Origin of the sequence: Pseudomonas lurida, from assembly GCF_002563895.1 — a bacterium.
Lineage (GTDB): Bacteria > Pseudomonadota > Gammaproteobacteria > Pseudomonadales > Pseudomonadaceae > Aquipseudomonas > Aquipseudomonas lurida.
In genome coordinates this window covers 3657466-3673397 of record NZ_PDJB01000001.1, presented here as the reverse complement: position 1 = coordinate 3673397, position 15932 = coordinate 3657466, and the positions used below count along the sequence as shown (strand labels likewise).

Sequence of the window (15932 nt, the reverse complement as noted above, 5' to 3'; positions counted from 1 at the left end):
CTCTTTCTTCTGTAGGAAGTTGCCTATCTTGTCTCCCTCTGCTTGAAACACCCTGCGGTCATCAATAGCCTCGGATTTTTCCGAAAAGTAGAGGCCTCCAGCATGGGTAAGCGAAAAACGGTTTGGCCTGGTGATCGCGAAATACGTTTGCGCTTTATCCTTTTTGCCGTGATCGATGCGGCAAGTGTCCAGGGTGTTGCCTCGGAACTGTTGCTGCCAGCACACAAGCTGCTGCGTGACGCGCCGACCGAGGCGCAGTTGCTCGAGGCGTTGGACGAGATCCTGGCTGCGGATGAAATGAAAGGTTTCCGGCTGCCGCCAGGGTCGGAAGCAGAGGAACTGATGCAAGCGCTGGGCAAATACTGAGGTGGGGCACAGCGTGTTATATCGTTTATTTCCATAAGGTTGGACGAGATTCCAGGATCGAATATCCATGGCGTCGATCTGGCACGCTTAGCAGTCAGTCCGGATGCAATAGCGACGCAATGACGAACATCACATCCTGCACCACTGTTTCTTGCGCCAAGCCTGCTTCCTAACATCCATTCCTGCTGCTCCGTCGGCGTCTTGCGTCGCCGTCTGGCACCTCTAGAATCGGCACCAGAACTGACTCATTTCCTGTCGATTACGGAGTTTCGAAGATGATGAACGCCATGCAGATGCCAATGAACACGTCCATGCCTATGATGCCGATGATGGGCATGCCGATGATGATGGCAACCATGCAGTGCGAAATGGCCGCGGACGCCATGATGTGCACCATGAAGCCGGCTGCCGGGATGGACATGGCTCAGTTCAAGACCAACGCCGAAATGATGGCGATGATGATGAACTGTGGCATGCCGATGATGATGCAGTGCGCCAACATGTCCATGATGGGCATGTCGGCTGACGCTATGGCCATGATGACAGGCATGAACATGATGCCAATGATGGGCATGCCGATGCCGATGCCGATGATGAACTGCGTGATGGAGTGCACCCTGATGGGCGACAGCATGATCTGCAAGATGATGCCAATGCCGGGCATGAGCATGGCCATGATGGAAAACTGCTGCATGCTCATGAACAAAATGATGAACGACTGCGCCATGCCAATGATGATGAGCTGCAACGGCATGCCGATGATGTGCTGCACCTGCTGATAGGTCTCGCGCTAAAAAAAACGCCCCGATTAGTCGGGGCGTTGTGCATTTTCATCCAGGTCAATCCAGGCGTTCTGGATAGGTAATCACCAGAAACGCCACTGCTTCGCTGTCCGCCGGGTTACGGTAGCGGTGGGGCTGGTCGGCGTAGAACAAGATCGAGTCCCCGGTGGACAGGAGGTAGCGCTCGTCGTTGACGCTCACTTCCAAAACGCCTTGGGCCACCACCAGGTTTTCCTGGATGCCAGGGCCATGGCCTTCGGAAACTTCCTCGCCCAGCGCTCGCAGGCGAATCTCGTAGAACTCGGATTGCCGAGCAGTATCGTAGGGGAACAAGGCACGGCTGATAAACGCGCCATCGGCACTCACCAGGCGCTTGCTCTGTTGCGCCGGCAGCACTTCCACTCCCTCGAAGGCGCGGTCTTCCAGGAACGCGGCGACTGACACCTTCAAGCCCTTGGCAATCTTGCACAGCACCTTGATCGACGGCACGCTGCGCCCGGATTCGATCTGCGCCAGCATCGCCCGGCTCACGCCGCAGGCGCGCGCCAAGCCATCCAGGGACAAGTGGCGTTTGCTACGCAGGCGTTGCAGGTTATGGGCGACGCACAGGCTGATCACATCGTCGTCAGGGCTGGGCTTGGGCAGGGGGGCAGGGGGTTCGGGGAGCACGTGCAGGAAATTCATCGGCCTTACGCCCGGCGAGTGTCGCTGGGCGAGGTAGCCTGGGCGGTAAACACCGCCAGCCCGGCACGCGCCGCGTACATCGCCCACATCAACTCAGCGGTTGCACGCGCCTGGCGGCGTTTACGGTGGAGCGAGAAGTCGATGACGGTGGCGGATGTCTGCATGAGGGCGGTCTCGTGGTACAGGGGTAACTCAGTGGCTCCACAGTAATGCGTGACGGTTATTTCCTTAAATACTGAGTTTGCATGTGTTAATTCGATTTCGGACTTAGCGAAAATTCCGCGTCCGATGCTGTTGTGGGAAAGGTCTGGTCCGTTAATAAGGAGTGACCTGGCGGGCGTCCCTGTCTTCCCACCACGTGCCCCCCGAATTCCAAGGATTTGCCCCCATGCTGTTGCGCCAACCTCCGCTCCTGTTTGCCGCCCTGACGTTAAGCTCACTGGTGCACGCCGAAGACCTGCAATTGGCCCCGGTCGAAGTCACCAGCAGCGAAGCCAGCGCCGGCGAAGTGGCCCAGGCGCAGCTCCAGAGCGTGCCGGGCGCTACCAACTACATCGACATGGACAGCGTGCAGCAGGGGCGGGTGAGCACCAACGAAGACGTGTTCAAATACCAGCCTGGGGTGTACGCCAAGGCGGCGAATAACGAAGGGGTGAAACTCTCGATTCGTGGTTCGGGCCTGAACCGCAGCCCCGGCTCCCATGCCTCCGGTTTATATGAAATGTTCGACGGCCTGCCGCTGACTGGCCCCGGCGGCACCCCCTACGAGTTGAAAGACCCCTTGTGGCAAAGCCGTGTCGAAGTGCTGCGCGGCGCCAACGGTTTTGACCAGGGCGCACTCGCCCTCGGCGGCGCGGTCAACTACGTCACGCGCACGGGCTATGACGCACCCAAGCTGCAACTGCGCTACGAAGCGGGCAGCAAAGGCTATGCACAGCGTGAGATCAGTTCGGGCCAGGTGCTGGGAGATGTCGACTACTACATCAGCCTCACGGACTCCGAGTCCGACGGCTACCAGCGCCAGAGCGCGGCCACCGGCAAGGGTGTGGCCGCCAACTTCGGCTACCGTTTCAACCCGGACCTGGAAACCCGCTTCTATTTCCGCTACCGCGAAACCACCAACGACACCCCGGGCAAGCTCACGCGTAACCAGATCAGCCATGACCCGCGCGCGGCCAACAGCCTCAACGCTGCCCGCGATTCCAAGCGCCTGCAGCCGGGCTCCACCTGGATCGCCAACAAGACCACCCTGCAGCTGGACGACAATGCCCGTGTCGAGGTCGGACTGGCCTACCACGACTACCCGATGGACCTGCGCGAAGGCACCAACCGCCTGAAAGTCGCCTACACCGATATCAGCAGCACCCTCAACTACATCCGCCAGGACACGCTGTTCGGCCACGACAGCAAAACCACACTCGGTCTGCGCACCACCCAGGCGATGCCTAACAACGGCGCCTCGGAGTATGTGCGTACGCCCGCTGGCAACACCGCCCCCTACGCCCCCGGCACCAAGACCCGCGACTACAGCTACCTGGGCTCCGATACCGTGCTGCATATCGGCAACGACCTCGAGCTGGTTCCGGACCTGTGGCTGACCACTGGCCTGGCCGCGATCTACACCCGCCGTGAAACCCAGGTCACCTATCCCGAAGGCCAGGCGCCGCTTAGCCAGCACGACTGGGACTACGCGCCGCGCCTCGGCCTGCGCTATGACTTCACCCCGCAATTGCAGGTGTACGGCAACCTGAGCCGCTCGGTGGAGCCGCCGCACGCCTGGTCGATGATCTGGGGGTCCAACAAATACTTCCCCGCAGGCAGCGGAGCGGCCACCGGCTTACAGCGCGAAGGCGTGAGCCTGAAAAACCAGACCGCCACCACCCTCGAAATCGGCGGGCGTGGCGAAGCCTGGCTCGGCCAATGGGACCTGGCACTGTATCGCTCCGAAGTGCGCCACGAACTGCTCACCGTGGAAACCCAGGCCCAGACCTCCACCAGCAATGCCATCGTCGCCGAGTCCAACGCCAGCCCCACGGTGCACCAAGGTGTGGAGCTGGGCCTGCTCAGCCCGTTGTGGGACGGTGGCCGCAATGGCCAGGTCGCCCTGCGCCAAGCCTATACCTTCAGCGACTTCCACTACCGTGACGATGACCGCTTCGGCGACAACACCTTGCCGGGCATTCCCAAGCATTACTACCAGGCGCAGCTGCGCTACAGCCATCCGACCGGCTTCTACACCAGCCTGAACACCGAGCATTCATCAAGGGTGGCGGTGGACTACGCCAATTCCTACTACGCCGCGTCCTACACCCTGCTTGGCGCCACCTTCGGCTACGCCGCGCCCAAGCAAGACTGGCAAGCCTGGGTCGACCTGCGCAACCTGACCAACCGTCGTTACGCCAATACCGTTACGCCGGGCTACGACGACAAAGGGTTGGATGTCGCGCGGTCCACACCGGCGGATGGCCGTGGCATCTACACCGGCGTGTCGTGGAGCTGGCGCTGATGCGCGCGCGGGCTTGCCTGCTAGGTGGTGATTGAGTCGATGCGGCTTTAATTGACACACCGCATCGCAGGCACGCCAGCTCGCCTATTCGATTCGCGGTGTTTTCAGCGCAGGGGTAGGCCCTTGCTCCTGCACCGTTTTACTGGCATTGTTTGCGCAATTGGTAACATTTCCCATTTGAGATCTTTTTGCGCATGCATGACATTCCCGCCGCGCTGGGCGACTCCGTCCGGCAGCAGACCCTCACGGCGATGTACAGCGAGCACCACGGCTGGTTGCACGGCTGGCTGCGCAAGAAACTCGGCTGCTCCCAACATGCTGCCGACCTGGCCCATGACGCGTTCATCCGTGTCTTGATGCTGGCCGAGCCGCAGGCGATCAAGGAGCCTCGCGCTTTCCTGGCCACCACTGCAGGTCGGCTGTTGATCGACGGCGCCCGACGCCGCCGTATCGAAAAAGCCTATATGGAAGCCCTCGCGATCCAGTGTGAAGACGCCGGCATGCCCGACCCGGCCGCGATTCACGTGGCACTGCAAGCCCTCGAACGCATCGCCGAGATGCTCGCCGGGCTGCCTGCCAAGGCCCGCGAAGCATTCCTGTTGAGTCGCCTCGATGGCCTGACCTACAGCGAAATCGCCACGTGCCTGGACGTGTCTTCCAGCACCGTCAAAAACTACATCTCCAGCGCCCTGGTGCATTGCTACCACAGCCTGCACCCGGCAGACCCGCTGGCATGAGTTCCGAACAGATCATCCAGCAGGCGGCACAGTGGCTCACGCGCCTGCACGACGAAGCCGTCACCGACGCCGACCGCCAGGCATTCAACGCGTGGCGCCAGGCCGACCCGCGCCACGCGGTGGCCATTGAGCGCATGAGTGCGGTGTGGGGCAGCCTCGATGCGTTACCGGCCAAGCCCGCGCGCATTGCCCTCAACCGTGCATTCACCCCGCGACGTCCGCGTGGCGCGCAGGTGGTGGGTTTGCTTGGCGTGGTCGTGTGCGGCTGGCTGGGTCTGCAACACTTGCCGATCTGGATGGCCGACCAGCGCACCGGCGTCGGCGAGCGCCGGCAGATCGCCCTCGAGGACGGCAGCCAGTTGCAACTCAACAGCAACTCCGCGGTGGACGTGAAGTTCGATGGCCATCAACGGGTGATCGAACTGCTGCAAGGCGAGCTCTGGGTAGACGTGGCCAAGGATGCGCAACGGCCTTTCGTGGTCCGCACCGACCAGGGTACGGCCACTGCGCTGGGCACGCGTTATCTGGTCAAGCGTGCGGCAGACGGCACCACGGTGGTCACAGTGATCGAGTCCACGGTGGCGGTCAAAGGCGACACCCGCGAGGGGGTCAAGGTAGCGGCTGGCCAGCGTTCGGTCCTCGACCATGGTCGCGCCCAACCGCCGCAAGCCATCGGCAGCAGCGACCCCGACGCCTGGACCCGTGGCCTGCTCAAGGTCAACGACCAACCCCTGAGCGAGGTACTGCAAACCCTCGCCAGCTACCGCCACGGTATGTTGCGCTTTGACCCCCAGGCCCTGCAGAACCTGCGGGTGTCCGGTGTGTTCAAGCTTGACGACACCGCGGCGGCACTGTCGTCACTGGCGGACAACCTGCCGATCCAGGTGGAGTACTTCACCGACCTGCTGGTGGTGGTCAAGCCGCGCTAGTGTTGGCGCAGACGCTTGTACAAGGTATTGCGGCTCACGCCCAGTTCCCGCGCCAGGTGGGAGATGTTGCCACCGGCGGCCTTCAAGCGCTGGTTCAGGTCAATGCTGTCATCCAGGTACTCACTGGCAGGCGGCGGTGGCGCCACTTTCAGATCCACAAAGAAATCGTCCGGCAGGTGCTCCGGGCGGATCGGTTGTTCCTCGGCCATGGCCAGTGCCACCTGCAGCACGCTGCTTACCTGGCGTAAATTCCCCGGCCATGGGTGCTGTTCGAACAGCGCCAACACTTCAGCGCTCAGGCCCGCCCATTGCGTCGGTTCACGGTGTTGCTGCCACAGTTGCTTGAACAACGCCTGCTTGTCGGTGCGCTCACGCAACGGCGGCAGCTCCAGGGTCAGGCCGCCGATGCGGTAGTACAAATCCTCACGAAAACGCCCGGCCAGCACCAGCTCGCGCAACGCGCGGTTGGTGGCCGAGATGATGCGCAAATCCACCGGGAACAACTCGCTGCTGCCCACCGGCTGCACGCAACGCTCCTGCAACACCCGGAGCAAGCGGGCCTGGGTGGGCAGCGGCATGTCACCGATCTCGTCGAGAAACAGCGTGCCCTTGTCGGCCTTTCGGATCAGGCCGATGCTGCCTTTTTGATTGGCGCCAGTGAAGGCGCCTTTTTCGTAGCCGAACAGCTCCGACTCCACCAATTCGGCGGGAATCGCCGCGCAGTTCACCGCGATGAACGCCTTCTGGCTGCGCGAACTGGCCTGGTGCAGGGCTTTGACGAACACTTCCTTGCCCACGCCGGTTTCACCGTGGATCAGCAGCGGGATGTCCTTTTCCAGCAAGCGCTCGGCCTGGCGCACGGCTTTCTCCACGCGCACATCGCCGAAGTGCAAGGTCTTGAGGCCAATTGAGGTAGGCGTCGGTGGCGTCGGCTCAGTGAACACCCGCGCCTGCACCGGCATCTGCCTGGGCCGCTTCAACAGACACTGGAATCGATTGCGTCCCGCCGCCTGGAGGGAGAAGGGCAGCCCTTCCGGCTGGTTCAACAACTCCAGCAGCGACACCTTGAACAGGCTGTCGATCATCACCCGCGACAAGCTGATGCCCAGCAGGTTGTCGGCACGCCGATTGGCCGACAGCACCTGGCCGCTTTCATCAAAGATCAGCAGGCCGGCCCACTGGCTATCCAGGTTACTCAGGCCCGTGTTGAAGGTCAGTTGGAAGTGCTCGCCACGAAACAGGTTGAGGATCAGCCGGTTCTCCACGGTCTGGCTCATCATCTTGACCATGCCCAGGGTGTGGGAGGGCGGCAGGTAGCTGTCGCTGGACACGTCCAGCACCGCGATGATCTCGCGCTGGGCATCAAAGATCGGTGCCGCCGAGCCGGTCATGAAACGGTTGGCCTTGAGAAAGTGTTCATCGTGTTCAATGTGCACCGCTTGGGCACACGCCAGCGCGGTGCCAATCGCATTGGTGCCGCTGGAGCGCTCCATCCAGCTGGCACCGGGGTTGAAGCCCCTGGCCAGCTTGGGTTCGATAAAGCGCTGGGTCCCCCAACTGGTCAGCACCTGGCCCTGGTTGTCGGCCAGCATGATCAGGCAATTGGAGTTGCTGAGGATGTTTTCGTAGTAGGGCAGCACTTCCTGGTGAGTGGTCTGCACCAGCGAGTGCTGGCTCTCCAGCAATTGGCTGATGCCCTCGGCGGGGAGCTGGTCGAAGCTGGGCGTGCTCTGGTGGTCCAGGCCGAAGGCGCGGCAACGGCGCCAGGATTCCTGGATAAGGGTGTCGTGAGCCAGTGGTTCGGCCATGGGGTGACCTGCGTTTTTATTGTTATTGGGCGTGCACAATCTACCTGAAAACACCGGTGCAAAATGCGGGAGCGGGCTGGCTCGCGAATGCGCCAGGCCAGTCGGTACTCGGTCGACTGGTCCACCGCATTCGCGGGCCAGCCCGCGCCCACATTTGCCCTGTGTTGTTCATGAGAGTGTTGTTCAGAACTGTTCATTGTCAACCCCTGATCTGTTCAGTTGTTCAGTCAGATTGTTCACTCCCGAACATCGCTTTTACCGCATTTCCTTGCACATCAAACACTTGCCGTTTTGGCACGAAACTCGCTCTGACACCTGGCCAGATTCATTCCAATAATAAAAAGGTCGTGTCATGTCATTGACCCTGGAACATGTCTCCCGCGTTGTCGAAGGCCAGACCTGGATCGACGACGCCAACCTGCGTTTCGAAGCCGGCTCCTTCAACGTCCTGCTCGGCCGCACCCTGTCCGGCAAGACCAGCCTGATGCGCCTGATGGCCGGGCTGGACAAGCCCGACAGCGGCCGCATCCTGATGAACGGTGTGGATGTCACGCAAAAACCGGTGCGCCTGCGCAACGTGTCGATGGTGTATCAGCAGTTCATCAACTACCCGACCATGACCGTGTTCGAGAACATCGCCTCGCCCTTGCGCCAGGCCGGTGTATCCAACGAGCTGATCCAGAGCAAGGTGCTGGAAACCGCGAAGATGCTGCGCATCGAGAAGTTCCTGCAGCGTCATCCGCTGGAACTCTCGGGCGGCCAGCAGCAACGCACGGCCATGGCCCGCGCGCTGGTCAAGGATGCCGAACTGATCCTGTTCGATGAACCGCTGGTAAACCTGGACTACAAATTGCGCGAAGAACTGCGCCAGGAAATGCGCGAGTTGTTCGCCGCGCGCCATACCATCGCCATCTACGCCACCACCGAGCCCAACGAAGCCTTGGCCCTGGGTGGCACCACCACCATCCTGCACGAAGGCCGGGTGATCCAGAGTGGCAAGGCGGCGGAGGTTTATCACCAGCCGCAGACCGTGCTGGCCGCCGAGCTGTTTTCCGAGCCGCCCATCAACCTGATGCCGGGGCGTATCAGCGGCAATGAAGTCAGCTTCGCCAATTTCGTGCACTTCCCGCTGAACGTCGACCTGCGCCCCATCGGCGAAGGCGAGTTCCGGTTCGGCGTACGCCCCAGCCACATCAGCCTGGTGCCGAGCAACGATGACGACCTGGAGCTGGCCGTCACCGTGGAGGTCGCGGAGATCAGCGGTTCGGAAACCTTCCTGCATGTACGCAGTGAACACTTCCTGTTGGTGTTGCACCTGCCGGGGGTGCATGAGTACGACGTCGACGCGCCGATCCGCGTGTACATCCCCACCCATAAACTGTTTGTGTTCGATGGCCAGGGCCGTTTGGTCCAGGCCCCCGGGCGCCGTGTCGCGAGGGTTGCCTGATGGCCGAGATCCATTTGCAGAACCTGGCGCATAGCTACAGCCCCACGCCCAGCGGTCCTGAGGACTACGCCATTCGGGAAATGAACCACGTCTGGGAGCAGGGTGGCGCCTACGCCTTGCTCGGGCCGTCGGGCTGCGGCAAGTCGACCTTGCTCAATATCATTTCCGGCCTGCTCAGCCCGTCCGAAGGCCAGGTGCTGTTTGACACCAAAGTGGTCAACGACCTCACCCCGGAAAAACGTAACATCGCCCAGGTGTTCCAGTTCCCGGTGGTGTACGACACCATGACGGTGTTCGACAACCTGGCGTTCCCACTGCGCAACCAAGGCATGGCCGAGGCGAAAATTCACAGCAAGGTGCAGGAAATTGCCGAAGTGCTCGACCTGCAAAACCTGCTGACCAAGAAAGCCCGCAACCTCACCGCCGACGAAAAACAGAAAGTCTCCATGGGCCGTGGCCTCGTGCGTGACGACGTGTCGGCGATCCTGTTCGATGAACCGCTGACGGTGATCGACCCGCACCTCAAGTGGAAACTGCGGCGCAAGCTCAAGCAGATCCATGAGCAGTTCAACATCACCATGGTCTACGTCACGCACGACCAGTTGGAGGCCTCGACCTTCGCCGACAAGATTGCAGTGATGTACGGCGGCCAGATCGTGCAGTTCGGCACGCCCCGCGATCTGTTCGAACGGCCCAGCCACACCTTTGTCGGCTATTTCATCGGCAGCCCTGGGATGAATCTGATCGAAGTGCAGGCCGAGGCGGGCGGGGTGCGGTTTGCCGGCACCCATCTGCCATTGTCCGAGGCCCTGCAGCAACGCATTGCCAGCACCGAGTACAAGAAGTTACAGGTCGGCATCCGCCCGGAATTCATCCACGTGTGGGACGAGTACAACCCTGATGCCCTGCAGGCCGATGTCACTCACCTCGAAGACCTCGGCACCTACAAGATCATCACCCTCAACCTCGACGGTGCGTTGCTCAAGGTGCGCCTGGCCGAAGACAAACCCGTGCCCGAAGGCAAGGCTTCCATCAGCTTCCCCGCGCAATGGCTGATGGTGTACGCCGACGACTACCTGCTGGAGGTGCTGCCATGAACAAGGTGCAGAACAACAAGGCCTGGTGGCTGGTACTGCCGGTGTTCCTGCTGGTGGCGTTCAGTGCGGTGATCCCGATGATGACGGTGGTCAATTACTCGGTGCAGGACATCTTCGACCAGTCCAGCCGCTACTTCGTGGGCGCCGACTGGTACAAGCAGGTGCTGCTCGACCCGCGCCTGCATGACTCGCTGCTGCGCCAGTTCATCTACTCGGCCTGCGTACTGCTGATCGAAATCCCGCTGGGTATCGCCATCGCCCTGACCATGCCAACCAAGGGCCGCTGGTCGTCGCTGGTGCTGATCATCCTCGCTATTCCGCTGCTGATCCCATGGAACGTGGTAGGCACCATCTGGCAGATTTTCGGGCGTGCCGACATCGGCTTGCTGGGATCGACGCTAAACGCCATGGGCATCAGCTACAACTACGCGGCCAACACGATGGACGCCTGGGTCACCGTGCTGGTGATGGACGTGTGGCACTGGACGTCGCTGGTAGCGCTGCTGTGCTACTCCGGCCTACGGGCGATTCCGGATGTGTACTACCAGGCCGCGCGGATTGATCGTGCCTCGGCGTGGGCGGTGTTCCGCCATATCCAGTTGCCGAAGATGAAAAGCGTACTGCTGATTGCGGTGATGCTGCGGTTCATGGACAGCTTCATGATCTACACCGAACCTTTCGTCCTCACGGGCGGTGGACCGGGTAACGCCACCACCTTCTTGAGCCAGACCCTGACCCAGATGGCGGTAGGCCAGTTCGACCTCGGCCCGGCTGCGGCGTTTTCCCTGGTGTATTTCCTGATCATCCTGTTGGTGTCCTGGCTGTTCTACACCGCCATGACCCACTCCGACGCCAACCGCTGAGGCCGCCAACATGAGCAAGAGAAAGCTGATACCGCTGCTGATCTACATCCTGTTCCTGCTGGTGCCGATCTACTGGCTGCTGAACATGTCCTTCAAGAGCAATACAGAAATCCTCGGTGGTCTGACGTTGTTTCCGCAGGATTTTACCCTGGCCAACTACAAGGTGATCTTCACCGACCCTAGCTGGTACACCGGTTACCTCAACTCGCTGTACTACGTGAGCCTGAACACGGTGATCTCCCTGAGCGTGGCGCTGCCGGCCGCCTATGCGTTTTCGCGCTACCGTTTCCTGGGCGACAAGCACCTGTTCTTCTGGCTGCTGACCAACCGCATGGCGCCACCGGCGGTGTTCCTGCTGCCGTTCTTCCAGCTGTATTCGTCCATCGGCCTGTTTGACACGCACATCGCCGTGGCCCTGGCCCATTGCCTGTTCAACGTGCCGTTGGCGGTGTGGATCCTGGAAGGTTTCATGTCCGGGGTGCCCAAGGAAATCGACGAAACCGCCTACATTGATGGCTACTCGTTTCCTAAGTTCTTCGTGAAGATTTTCATCCCGTTGATCGGCTCCGGCATTGGTGTGACCGCGTTTTTCTGCTTCATGTTTTCCTGGGTCGAACTGCTGCTGGCGCGCACCCTGACCTCGGTCAATGCCAAGCCCATCGCGGCGGTGATGACGCGCACGGTCTCGGCGTCGGGTATCGATTGGGGCGTGCTGGCGGCGGCGGGGGTGTTGACTATCCTTCCCGGCATGCTGGTGATCTGGTTTGTTCGCAACCACGTGGCCAAGGGCTTTGCCCTGGGCCGGGTCTGAGGAGTCGATGATGGAATGGATGGCCTGGACCACCCCCACCGCGCTGTTCTTTGGTGCCATAGCCCTGATCCTCGCGGGCATGACCACTTGGGAACTGCGCTCGCCGAGCATCCCCCGGCGTGGTTTTTTACCGATCAGCACCACCCGTGGTGATCGCTTGTTTATCGGTCTTCTCGGCAGCGCCTACCTGCATTTGCTGGTTATCGGCGTTACTGACTGGAGCATCTGGGTGGCGTCCGCGCTCTCCCTGGTATGGCTGTTGAGTGTGATGCGTTGGGGCTAGTGCCCTTATGAATAAACAACCAGGAGGTCTCTATGTTGAATAAGAACAATAAGCTGCGACATAGCATTTCATTGGCCGCCGTACTGGCCCTGAGCGGTTTGAGCGCCTCGGCCTGGGCCGATGCGTACGAAGATGCCGCGAAAAAATGGATCGGCAGCGAGTTCAAACCGTCCACCCTCACGGCTGACCAGCAGCTCGCGGAACTGAAGTGGTTTATCAAGGCTGCCGAACCGTTCCGTGGGATGAAGATCAATGTGGTGTCGGAAACCCTCACCACCCACGAGTACGAGTCCAAGGTGCTGGCCAAGGCCTTCAGTGAAATCACCGGGATCAAGCTGACCCACGATCTGCTGCAGGAAGGCGACGTGGTGGAGAAGCTGCAAACCCAGATGCAGTCCGACAAGAACATCTATGACGGCTGGGTCAACGACTCGGACCTGATCGGTACGCACTTTCGCTATGGCAAGACCGAGTCCATCACCGACCTGATGGCCAATGAAGGCAAGGATTTCACCTCGCCGACCCTGGACATCAAGGACTTCATCGGCATCTCCTTCACCACCGCGCCGGACGGCAAGATCTACCAGTTGCCCGACCAGCAGTTCGCCAACCTGTATTGGTTCCGCGCCGACTGGTTCGAGCGCCCGGAGCTGAAAGCCAAGTTCAAGGAAAAGTACGGCTACGAGCTCGGCGTACCGGTGAACTGGTCGGCCTATGAAGACATCGCCAAGTTCTTCAGCGAGGACGTCAAGGAGATCGACGGCAAGCGCATCTATGGCCACATGGACTACGGTAAAAAAGACCCGTCCCTGGGCTGGCGCTTCACCGATGCCTGGTTCTCCATGGCCGGTGGCGGCGACAAGGGCTTGCCCAACGGCTTGCCTGTGGACGAGTGGGGCATTCGCGTGGAGGACTGCCATCCGGTGGGTTCCAGCGTGACCCGCGGCGGCGACACCAACGGCCCGGCCGCGGTATTCGCTACGCAAAAATACGTGGACTGGATGAAAGCCTATGCGCCACCCGAGGCGGCGGGCATGACCTTCTCCGAGTCCGGCCCAGTGCCGTCCCAGGGCAACATCGCCCAGCAGATCTTCTGGTACACCGCGTTTACCGCAGACATGGTCAAGCCGGGCCTGCCGGTGGTGAATGCCGACGGCACGCCGAAATGGCGCATGGCGCCGTCGCCTGTCGGACCTTACTGGGAGAAAGGCATGAAGAAGGGCTATCAGGACGTAGGTTCCTGGACCTTCCTCAAGTCCACGCCCGAGAAACAGAAACTCGCAGCCTGGCTCTATGCGCAGTTCGTGACCTCGAAAACCGTGTCGCTGAAGAAAACCATCGTTGGCCTGACGCCGATTCGTGAGTCCGACATCAATTCCCAGGCCATGACCGACATGGCGCCAAAACTGGGTGGCCTGGTGGAGTTCTACCGCAGCCCGGCCCGGACCGAGTGGTCGCCGACTGGCACCAACGTGCCGGACTACCCACGCCTGGCGCAACTGTGGTGGAGCAACATTGCCGCCGCTGCCAGCGGCGAGAAAACCCCGCAACAGGCTCTCGACAACCTGGCCAAGGAGCAGGACGCGATCATGACGCGCCTGGAACGCTCCAAGGTGCAACCGGTATGCGGTCCGAAAATGAACCCCGAGCGTGACGCGCAGTACTGGTTCGACCAGCCGGGCGCGCCAAAACCGAAACTGGCGAACGAGAAGCCAAAAGGCGAAACCGTGAACTACAACGATCTGCTCAAGCAGTGGGAGGCGGCGCGCAAGTAAGCGCCTGCTAAATGTAGCGCAGGCGAGGGAGCCCGCTCCCTCGCCACTTTGGTTGTGCTTCTCTACCTCTGGCCTTTGTTCGCCGCCAAAATCCTCGCCGTATCCCTTGCCGGCGGCAACCCGAACACCCGCGCATAGTCGCGGCTGAATTGGGTCGCGCTTTCATACCCCACCTCAAATGCCGCACTGGTCACGCTGCTGGCACTGGCCACCATCAACGTGCGCGCCTGCAACAGACGCACGCGTTTCTGATACTGCAACGGGCTCAGGTTGGTCACCGCCTTGAAGTGGCGGTGGAACGCCGAAACGCTCATCGCCGCTTTCTGCGCCAACGCTTGCACACGAATCGGTTCGGCAAAGTCCCGACGGATCCATTGGATCGCCTGGCTGACCCTCGCCATGGCGGTGTCCGGCGCGGCCACCTCGCGCAACATCCAGCCATGCGGGCCTTGTAGCACGTGGTAGAGGATTTCCCGTTCATACGCAGGCGCCAAGGCGGCAATCGCCACCGGGTCGCCCATCAACCGCAGCATGCGCACCCAGGCATCCATCAAGGCGGGCGTGACGGCCGCTACCGAGAAACCGGCTTCCTGTTCGCTGCGTCCGGTGGGCGCCGGGAGGTCATTGAGCAGGGTGTTCAGCACTGTCGGCTCAAGGGTCAAGCTCACCGCCAGGTAGGGCTCGCCCGTCACCGCCGGGTTCACCACCCCCACGGCGGGCAACTCGATCGACATCACAAAATAGGTCGCCGGGTCGTAATGCAATGTGCGGTCGCCCACCGTCAGGGATTTGCTGCCCTGCAGGATCAGGTTGATCATCGGCTCGTAAACGGCCGCCAGCAGATGCTCGGGGATTGCGCCCTGGACCATCGCCACCCGCGGGATGCCGGTCTCGGTGCGGCGGTTTTCGGCCTTGGCGGCCAAGGCGCGCAGTTCGGTCAATTGAGTATTCATGCTGGCCATGCTGTTCCTTCTGGCGAACGCTGCGCAAGCAAAAAGCAGGAACAGGCAGGATTGAGGCAGGAATGGCTGCGTCACGGGGTAGGGCGATGGCTACTGTGGTCACTCAACTTTTCAGCAGTGGAGCAGACCATGGGCGTTATCGTGATTACCGGAGGCAGCCGCGGGATCGGTGCCAGTACCGCCGAGCTATGTGCGCGTCAGGGGCATGGCGTGATCCTGACTTACAACCGCAACCCGGAGGCGGCACAGGCGGTGGTCCAACGCATAGAGGCTGCCGGCGGCAAAGCCGTGGCACTGGCATTGGACGTGGCCACTGTCAGCACGTTCGCTGTGTTCCGTGAGGCGGTGACACGCGTCCTGCACACCATCTGGGGTGTAACGTCCTTGAGCGGCCTGGTGAACAATGCCGGCTATGGCCTGTTCAACCCCCTTGAGTCGGTCACCGAAGCGCAATTCGACGGCCTGTTCAACGTGCACCTCAAGGGGCCGTTCTTTCTGACCCAGACCTTGCTGCCGTTGCTGGAAGAACACGCCAGCATCGTCAACCTCACCAGCGCCACGACGCGCGTTGCAACGTCTGGCGTGGCGCCTTACGCGGCGTTCAAGGGCGGCCTGGATGTGCTCACCCGCTACATGGCCAAGGAATTCGGTGAACGCCGTATCCGCGCCAATGCCGTATCGCCCGGCGCCATTCGTACCGAGCTGGGCGGCGGCTTGAACGACGAATTCGAGGCCCTGCTGGCTGGGCAAACCGCCCTGGGCCGTGTCGGTGAGCCGCAAGACGTCGCACGAGTCATTGCCCTGTTGCTGTCGCAAGAAGGTCGCTGGATCAATGCCCAGACCATTGAGGTCGCCGGCGGCTACATCATCTGAATCGGGAGG

16 protein-coding genes are annotated in these 15932 nt (G+C 61.3%); 12 read left to right on the top strand and 4 right to left on the bottom strand.

The window, feature by feature from the left end:
- The first annotated feature begins 102 nt into the window (after positions 1-102).
- Together ATH90_RS16475 and ATH90_RS29610 are read left to right on the top strand one after the other, a co-directional pair.
- Positions 103-366, top strand: coding sequence for a hypothetical protein (locus tag ATH90_RS16475; protein ID WP_034106619.1), 264 nt, complete (start codon positions 103-105; stop codon positions 364-366).
- A gap of 275 nt (positions 367-641) precedes the next feature.
- Positions 642-1145 carry a hypothetical protein gene (locus ATH90_RS29610; RefSeq protein WP_170041130.1) on the top strand — a complete coding sequence of 168 codons (504 nt, stop codon included), beginning with the start codon at positions 642-644 and terminating at the stop codon, positions 1143-1145.
- A gap of 60 nt (positions 1146-1205) precedes the next feature.
- On the opposite strand, the gene ATH90_RS16465 is transcribed toward ATH90_RS29610, so the two are convergent.
- Positions 1206-1832, bottom strand: coding sequence for a helix-turn-helix domain-containing protein (locus ATH90_RS16465; protein WP_034106617.1), 627 nt, complete (start codon positions 1830-1832; stop codon positions 1206-1208).
- Between the two features lie 5 nt (positions 1833-1837).
- On the bottom strand, positions 1838-1996 hold the full coding sequence (locus ATH90_RS29390) for a hypothetical protein (RefSeq protein ID WP_170041128.1): 159 nt from the start codon (positions 1994-1996) through the stop codon (positions 1838-1840).
- 224 nt (positions 1997-2220) lie between these two features.
- Between ATH90_RS29390 and ATH90_RS16460 the strand changes: the two genes are divergently transcribed.
- The 3 genes from ATH90_RS16460 (at position 2221) to ATH90_RS16450 (ending at position 6004) form a co-directional block, all read left to right on the top strand.
- Complete coding sequence (locus ATH90_RS16460; protein ID WP_098466807.1) at positions 2221-4338, top strand: TonB-dependent receptor family protein; 2118 nt, start codon at positions 2221-2223, stop codon at positions 4336-4338.
- A 194-nt stretch (positions 4339-4532) separates the two neighbouring features.
- Positions 4533-5075, top strand: a complete 543-nt coding sequence (locus tag ATH90_RS16455; protein ID WP_034106614.1) for a sigma-70 family RNA polymerase sigma factor — start codon at positions 4533-4535, stop codon at positions 5073-5075.
- Positions 5072-6004: a FecR family protein gene (locus tag ATH90_RS16450; RefSeq protein WP_098466806.1), complete on the top strand. Its 933-nt coding sequence runs from the start codon at positions 5072-5074 to the stop codon at positions 6002-6004. The genes ATH90_RS16455 and ATH90_RS16450 overlap by 4 nt, the downstream gene beginning before the upstream one ends.
- Here ATH90_RS16450 and ATH90_RS16445 read toward each other — a convergent pair.
- Entirely contained in the window at positions 6001-7812 is a 1812-nt protein-coding gene (locus tag ATH90_RS16445) for a sigma-54-dependent Fis family transcriptional regulator (RefSeq protein WP_098466805.1), read from the bottom strand. The genes ATH90_RS16450 and ATH90_RS16445 overlap by 4 nt on opposite strands.
- A gap of 352 nt (positions 7813-8164) precedes the next feature.
- On the opposite strand from ATH90_RS16445, the gene ATH90_RS16440 reads away from it, so the two are divergent.
- The 6 genes from ATH90_RS16440 to ATH90_RS16415 are packed head-to-tail and all read left to right on the top strand — an operon-like array spanning position 8165 to position 14088.
- Positions 8165-9259, top strand: coding sequence for an ABC transporter ATP-binding protein (locus tag ATH90_RS16440; protein WP_012724886.1), 1095 nt, complete (start codon positions 8165-8167; stop codon positions 9257-9259).
- The gene (locus ATH90_RS16435; RefSeq protein ID WP_069077682.1) at positions 9259-10356 is read left to right on the top strand and encodes an ABC transporter ATP-binding protein; all 1098 of its coding nucleotides are present in this window, start codon (positions 9259-9261) and stop codon (positions 10354-10356) included. Before ATH90_RS16440 ends, ATH90_RS16435 begins: the two co-directional genes overlap by 1 nt.
- Positions 10353-11219, top strand: coding sequence for a carbohydrate ABC transporter permease (locus tag ATH90_RS16430; RefSeq protein WP_005789024.1), 867 nt, complete (start codon positions 10353-10355; stop codon positions 11217-11219). The genes ATH90_RS16435 and ATH90_RS16430 overlap by 4 nt, the downstream gene beginning before the upstream one ends.
- A gap of 10 nt (positions 11220-11229) precedes the next feature.
- Entirely contained in the window at positions 11230-12030 is an 801-nt protein-coding gene (locus ATH90_RS16425) for a carbohydrate ABC transporter permease (protein ID WP_003232361.1), read from the top strand.
- 10 nt (positions 12031-12040) lie between these two features.
- On the top strand, positions 12041-12313 hold the full coding sequence (locus ATH90_RS16420; RefSeq protein WP_010209675.1) for a DUF2160 domain-containing protein: 273 nt from the start codon (positions 12041-12043) through the stop codon (positions 12311-12313).
- Positions 12314-12345: 32 nt separating this feature from the next.
- Positions 12346-14088: an ABC transporter substrate-binding protein gene (locus ATH90_RS16415; protein WP_034106599.1), complete on the top strand. Its 1743-nt coding sequence runs from the start codon at positions 12346-12348 to the stop codon at positions 14086-14088.
- Positions 14089-14150: 62 nt separating this feature from the next.
- Here the strand turns inward: ATH90_RS16415 and ATH90_RS16410 are convergent, their stop codons facing one another.
- Entirely contained in the window at positions 14151-15041 is an 891-nt protein-coding gene (locus tag ATH90_RS16410; RefSeq protein WP_174555883.1) for an AraC family transcriptional regulator, read from the bottom strand.
- Positions 15042-15179: 138 nt separating this feature from the next.
- Here ATH90_RS16410 and ATH90_RS16405 point away from each other — a divergent pair, with 138 nt between their 5' ends.
- Positions 15180-15923 (top strand): SDR family NAD(P)-dependent oxidoreductase, encoded by a 744-nt coding sequence (locus tag ATH90_RS16405; RefSeq protein ID WP_069077684.1) that lies wholly within the window; start codon positions 15180-15182, stop codon positions 15921-15923.
- Positions 15924-15932: the final 9 nt, after the last annotated feature.

Coding starts and splice junctions, on each gene's coding strand:
- ATH90_RS16475 (WP_034106619.1), top strand. CDS start 103: ATGGGTAAGCGAAAAACGGTTTGGCCTGGTGATCGCGAAATACGTTTG.
- ATH90_RS29610 (WP_170041130.1), top strand. CDS start 642: ATGATGAACGCCATGCAGATGCCAATGAACACGTCCATGCCTATGATG.
- ATH90_RS16465 (WP_034106617.1), bottom strand. CDS start 1,832: ATGAATTTCCTGCACGTGCTCCCCGAACCCCCTGCCCCCCTGCCCAAG.
- ATH90_RS29390 (WP_170041128.1), bottom strand. CDS start 1,996: ATGCAGACATCCGCCACCGTCATCGACTTCTCGCTCCACCGTAAACGC.
- ATH90_RS16460 (WP_098466807.1), top strand. CDS start 2,221: ATGCTGTTGCGCCAACCTCCGCTCCTGTTTGCCGCCCTGACGTTAAGC.
- ATH90_RS16455 (WP_034106614.1), top strand. CDS start 4,533: ATGCATGACATTCCCGCCGCGCTGGGCGACTCCGTCCGGCAGCAGACC.
- ATH90_RS16450 (WP_098466806.1), top strand. CDS start 5,072: ATGAGTTCCGAACAGATCATCCAGCAGGCGGCACAGTGGCTCACGCGC.
- ATH90_RS16445 (WP_098466805.1), bottom strand. CDS start 7,812: ATGGCCGAACCACTGGCTCACGACACCCTTATCCAGGAATCCTGGCGC.
- ATH90_RS16440 (WP_012724886.1), top strand. CDS start 8,165: ATGTCATTGACCCTGGAACATGTCTCCCGCGTTGTCGAAGGCCAGACC.
- ATH90_RS16435 (WP_069077682.1), top strand. CDS start 9,259: ATGGCCGAGATCCATTTGCAGAACCTGGCGCATAGCTACAGCCCCACG.
- ATH90_RS16430 (WP_005789024.1), top strand. CDS start 10,353: ATGAACAAGGTGCAGAACAACAAGGCCTGGTGGCTGGTACTGCCGGTG.
- ATH90_RS16425 (WP_003232361.1), top strand. CDS start 11,230: ATGAGCAAGAGAAAGCTGATACCGCTGCTGATCTACATCCTGTTCCTG.
- ATH90_RS16420 (WP_010209675.1), top strand. CDS start 12,041: ATGGAATGGATGGCCTGGACCACCCCCACCGCGCTGTTCTTTGGTGCC.
- ATH90_RS16415 (WP_034106599.1), top strand. CDS start 12,346: ATGTTGAATAAGAACAATAAGCTGCGACATAGCATTTCATTGGCCGCC.
- ATH90_RS16410 (WP_174555883.1), bottom strand. CDS start 15,041: ATGAATACTCAATTGACCGAACTGCGCGCCTTGGCCGCCAAGGCCGAA.
- ATH90_RS16405 (WP_069077684.1), top strand. CDS start 15,180: ATGGGCGTTATCGTGATTACCGGAGGCAGCCGCGGGATCGGTGCCAGT.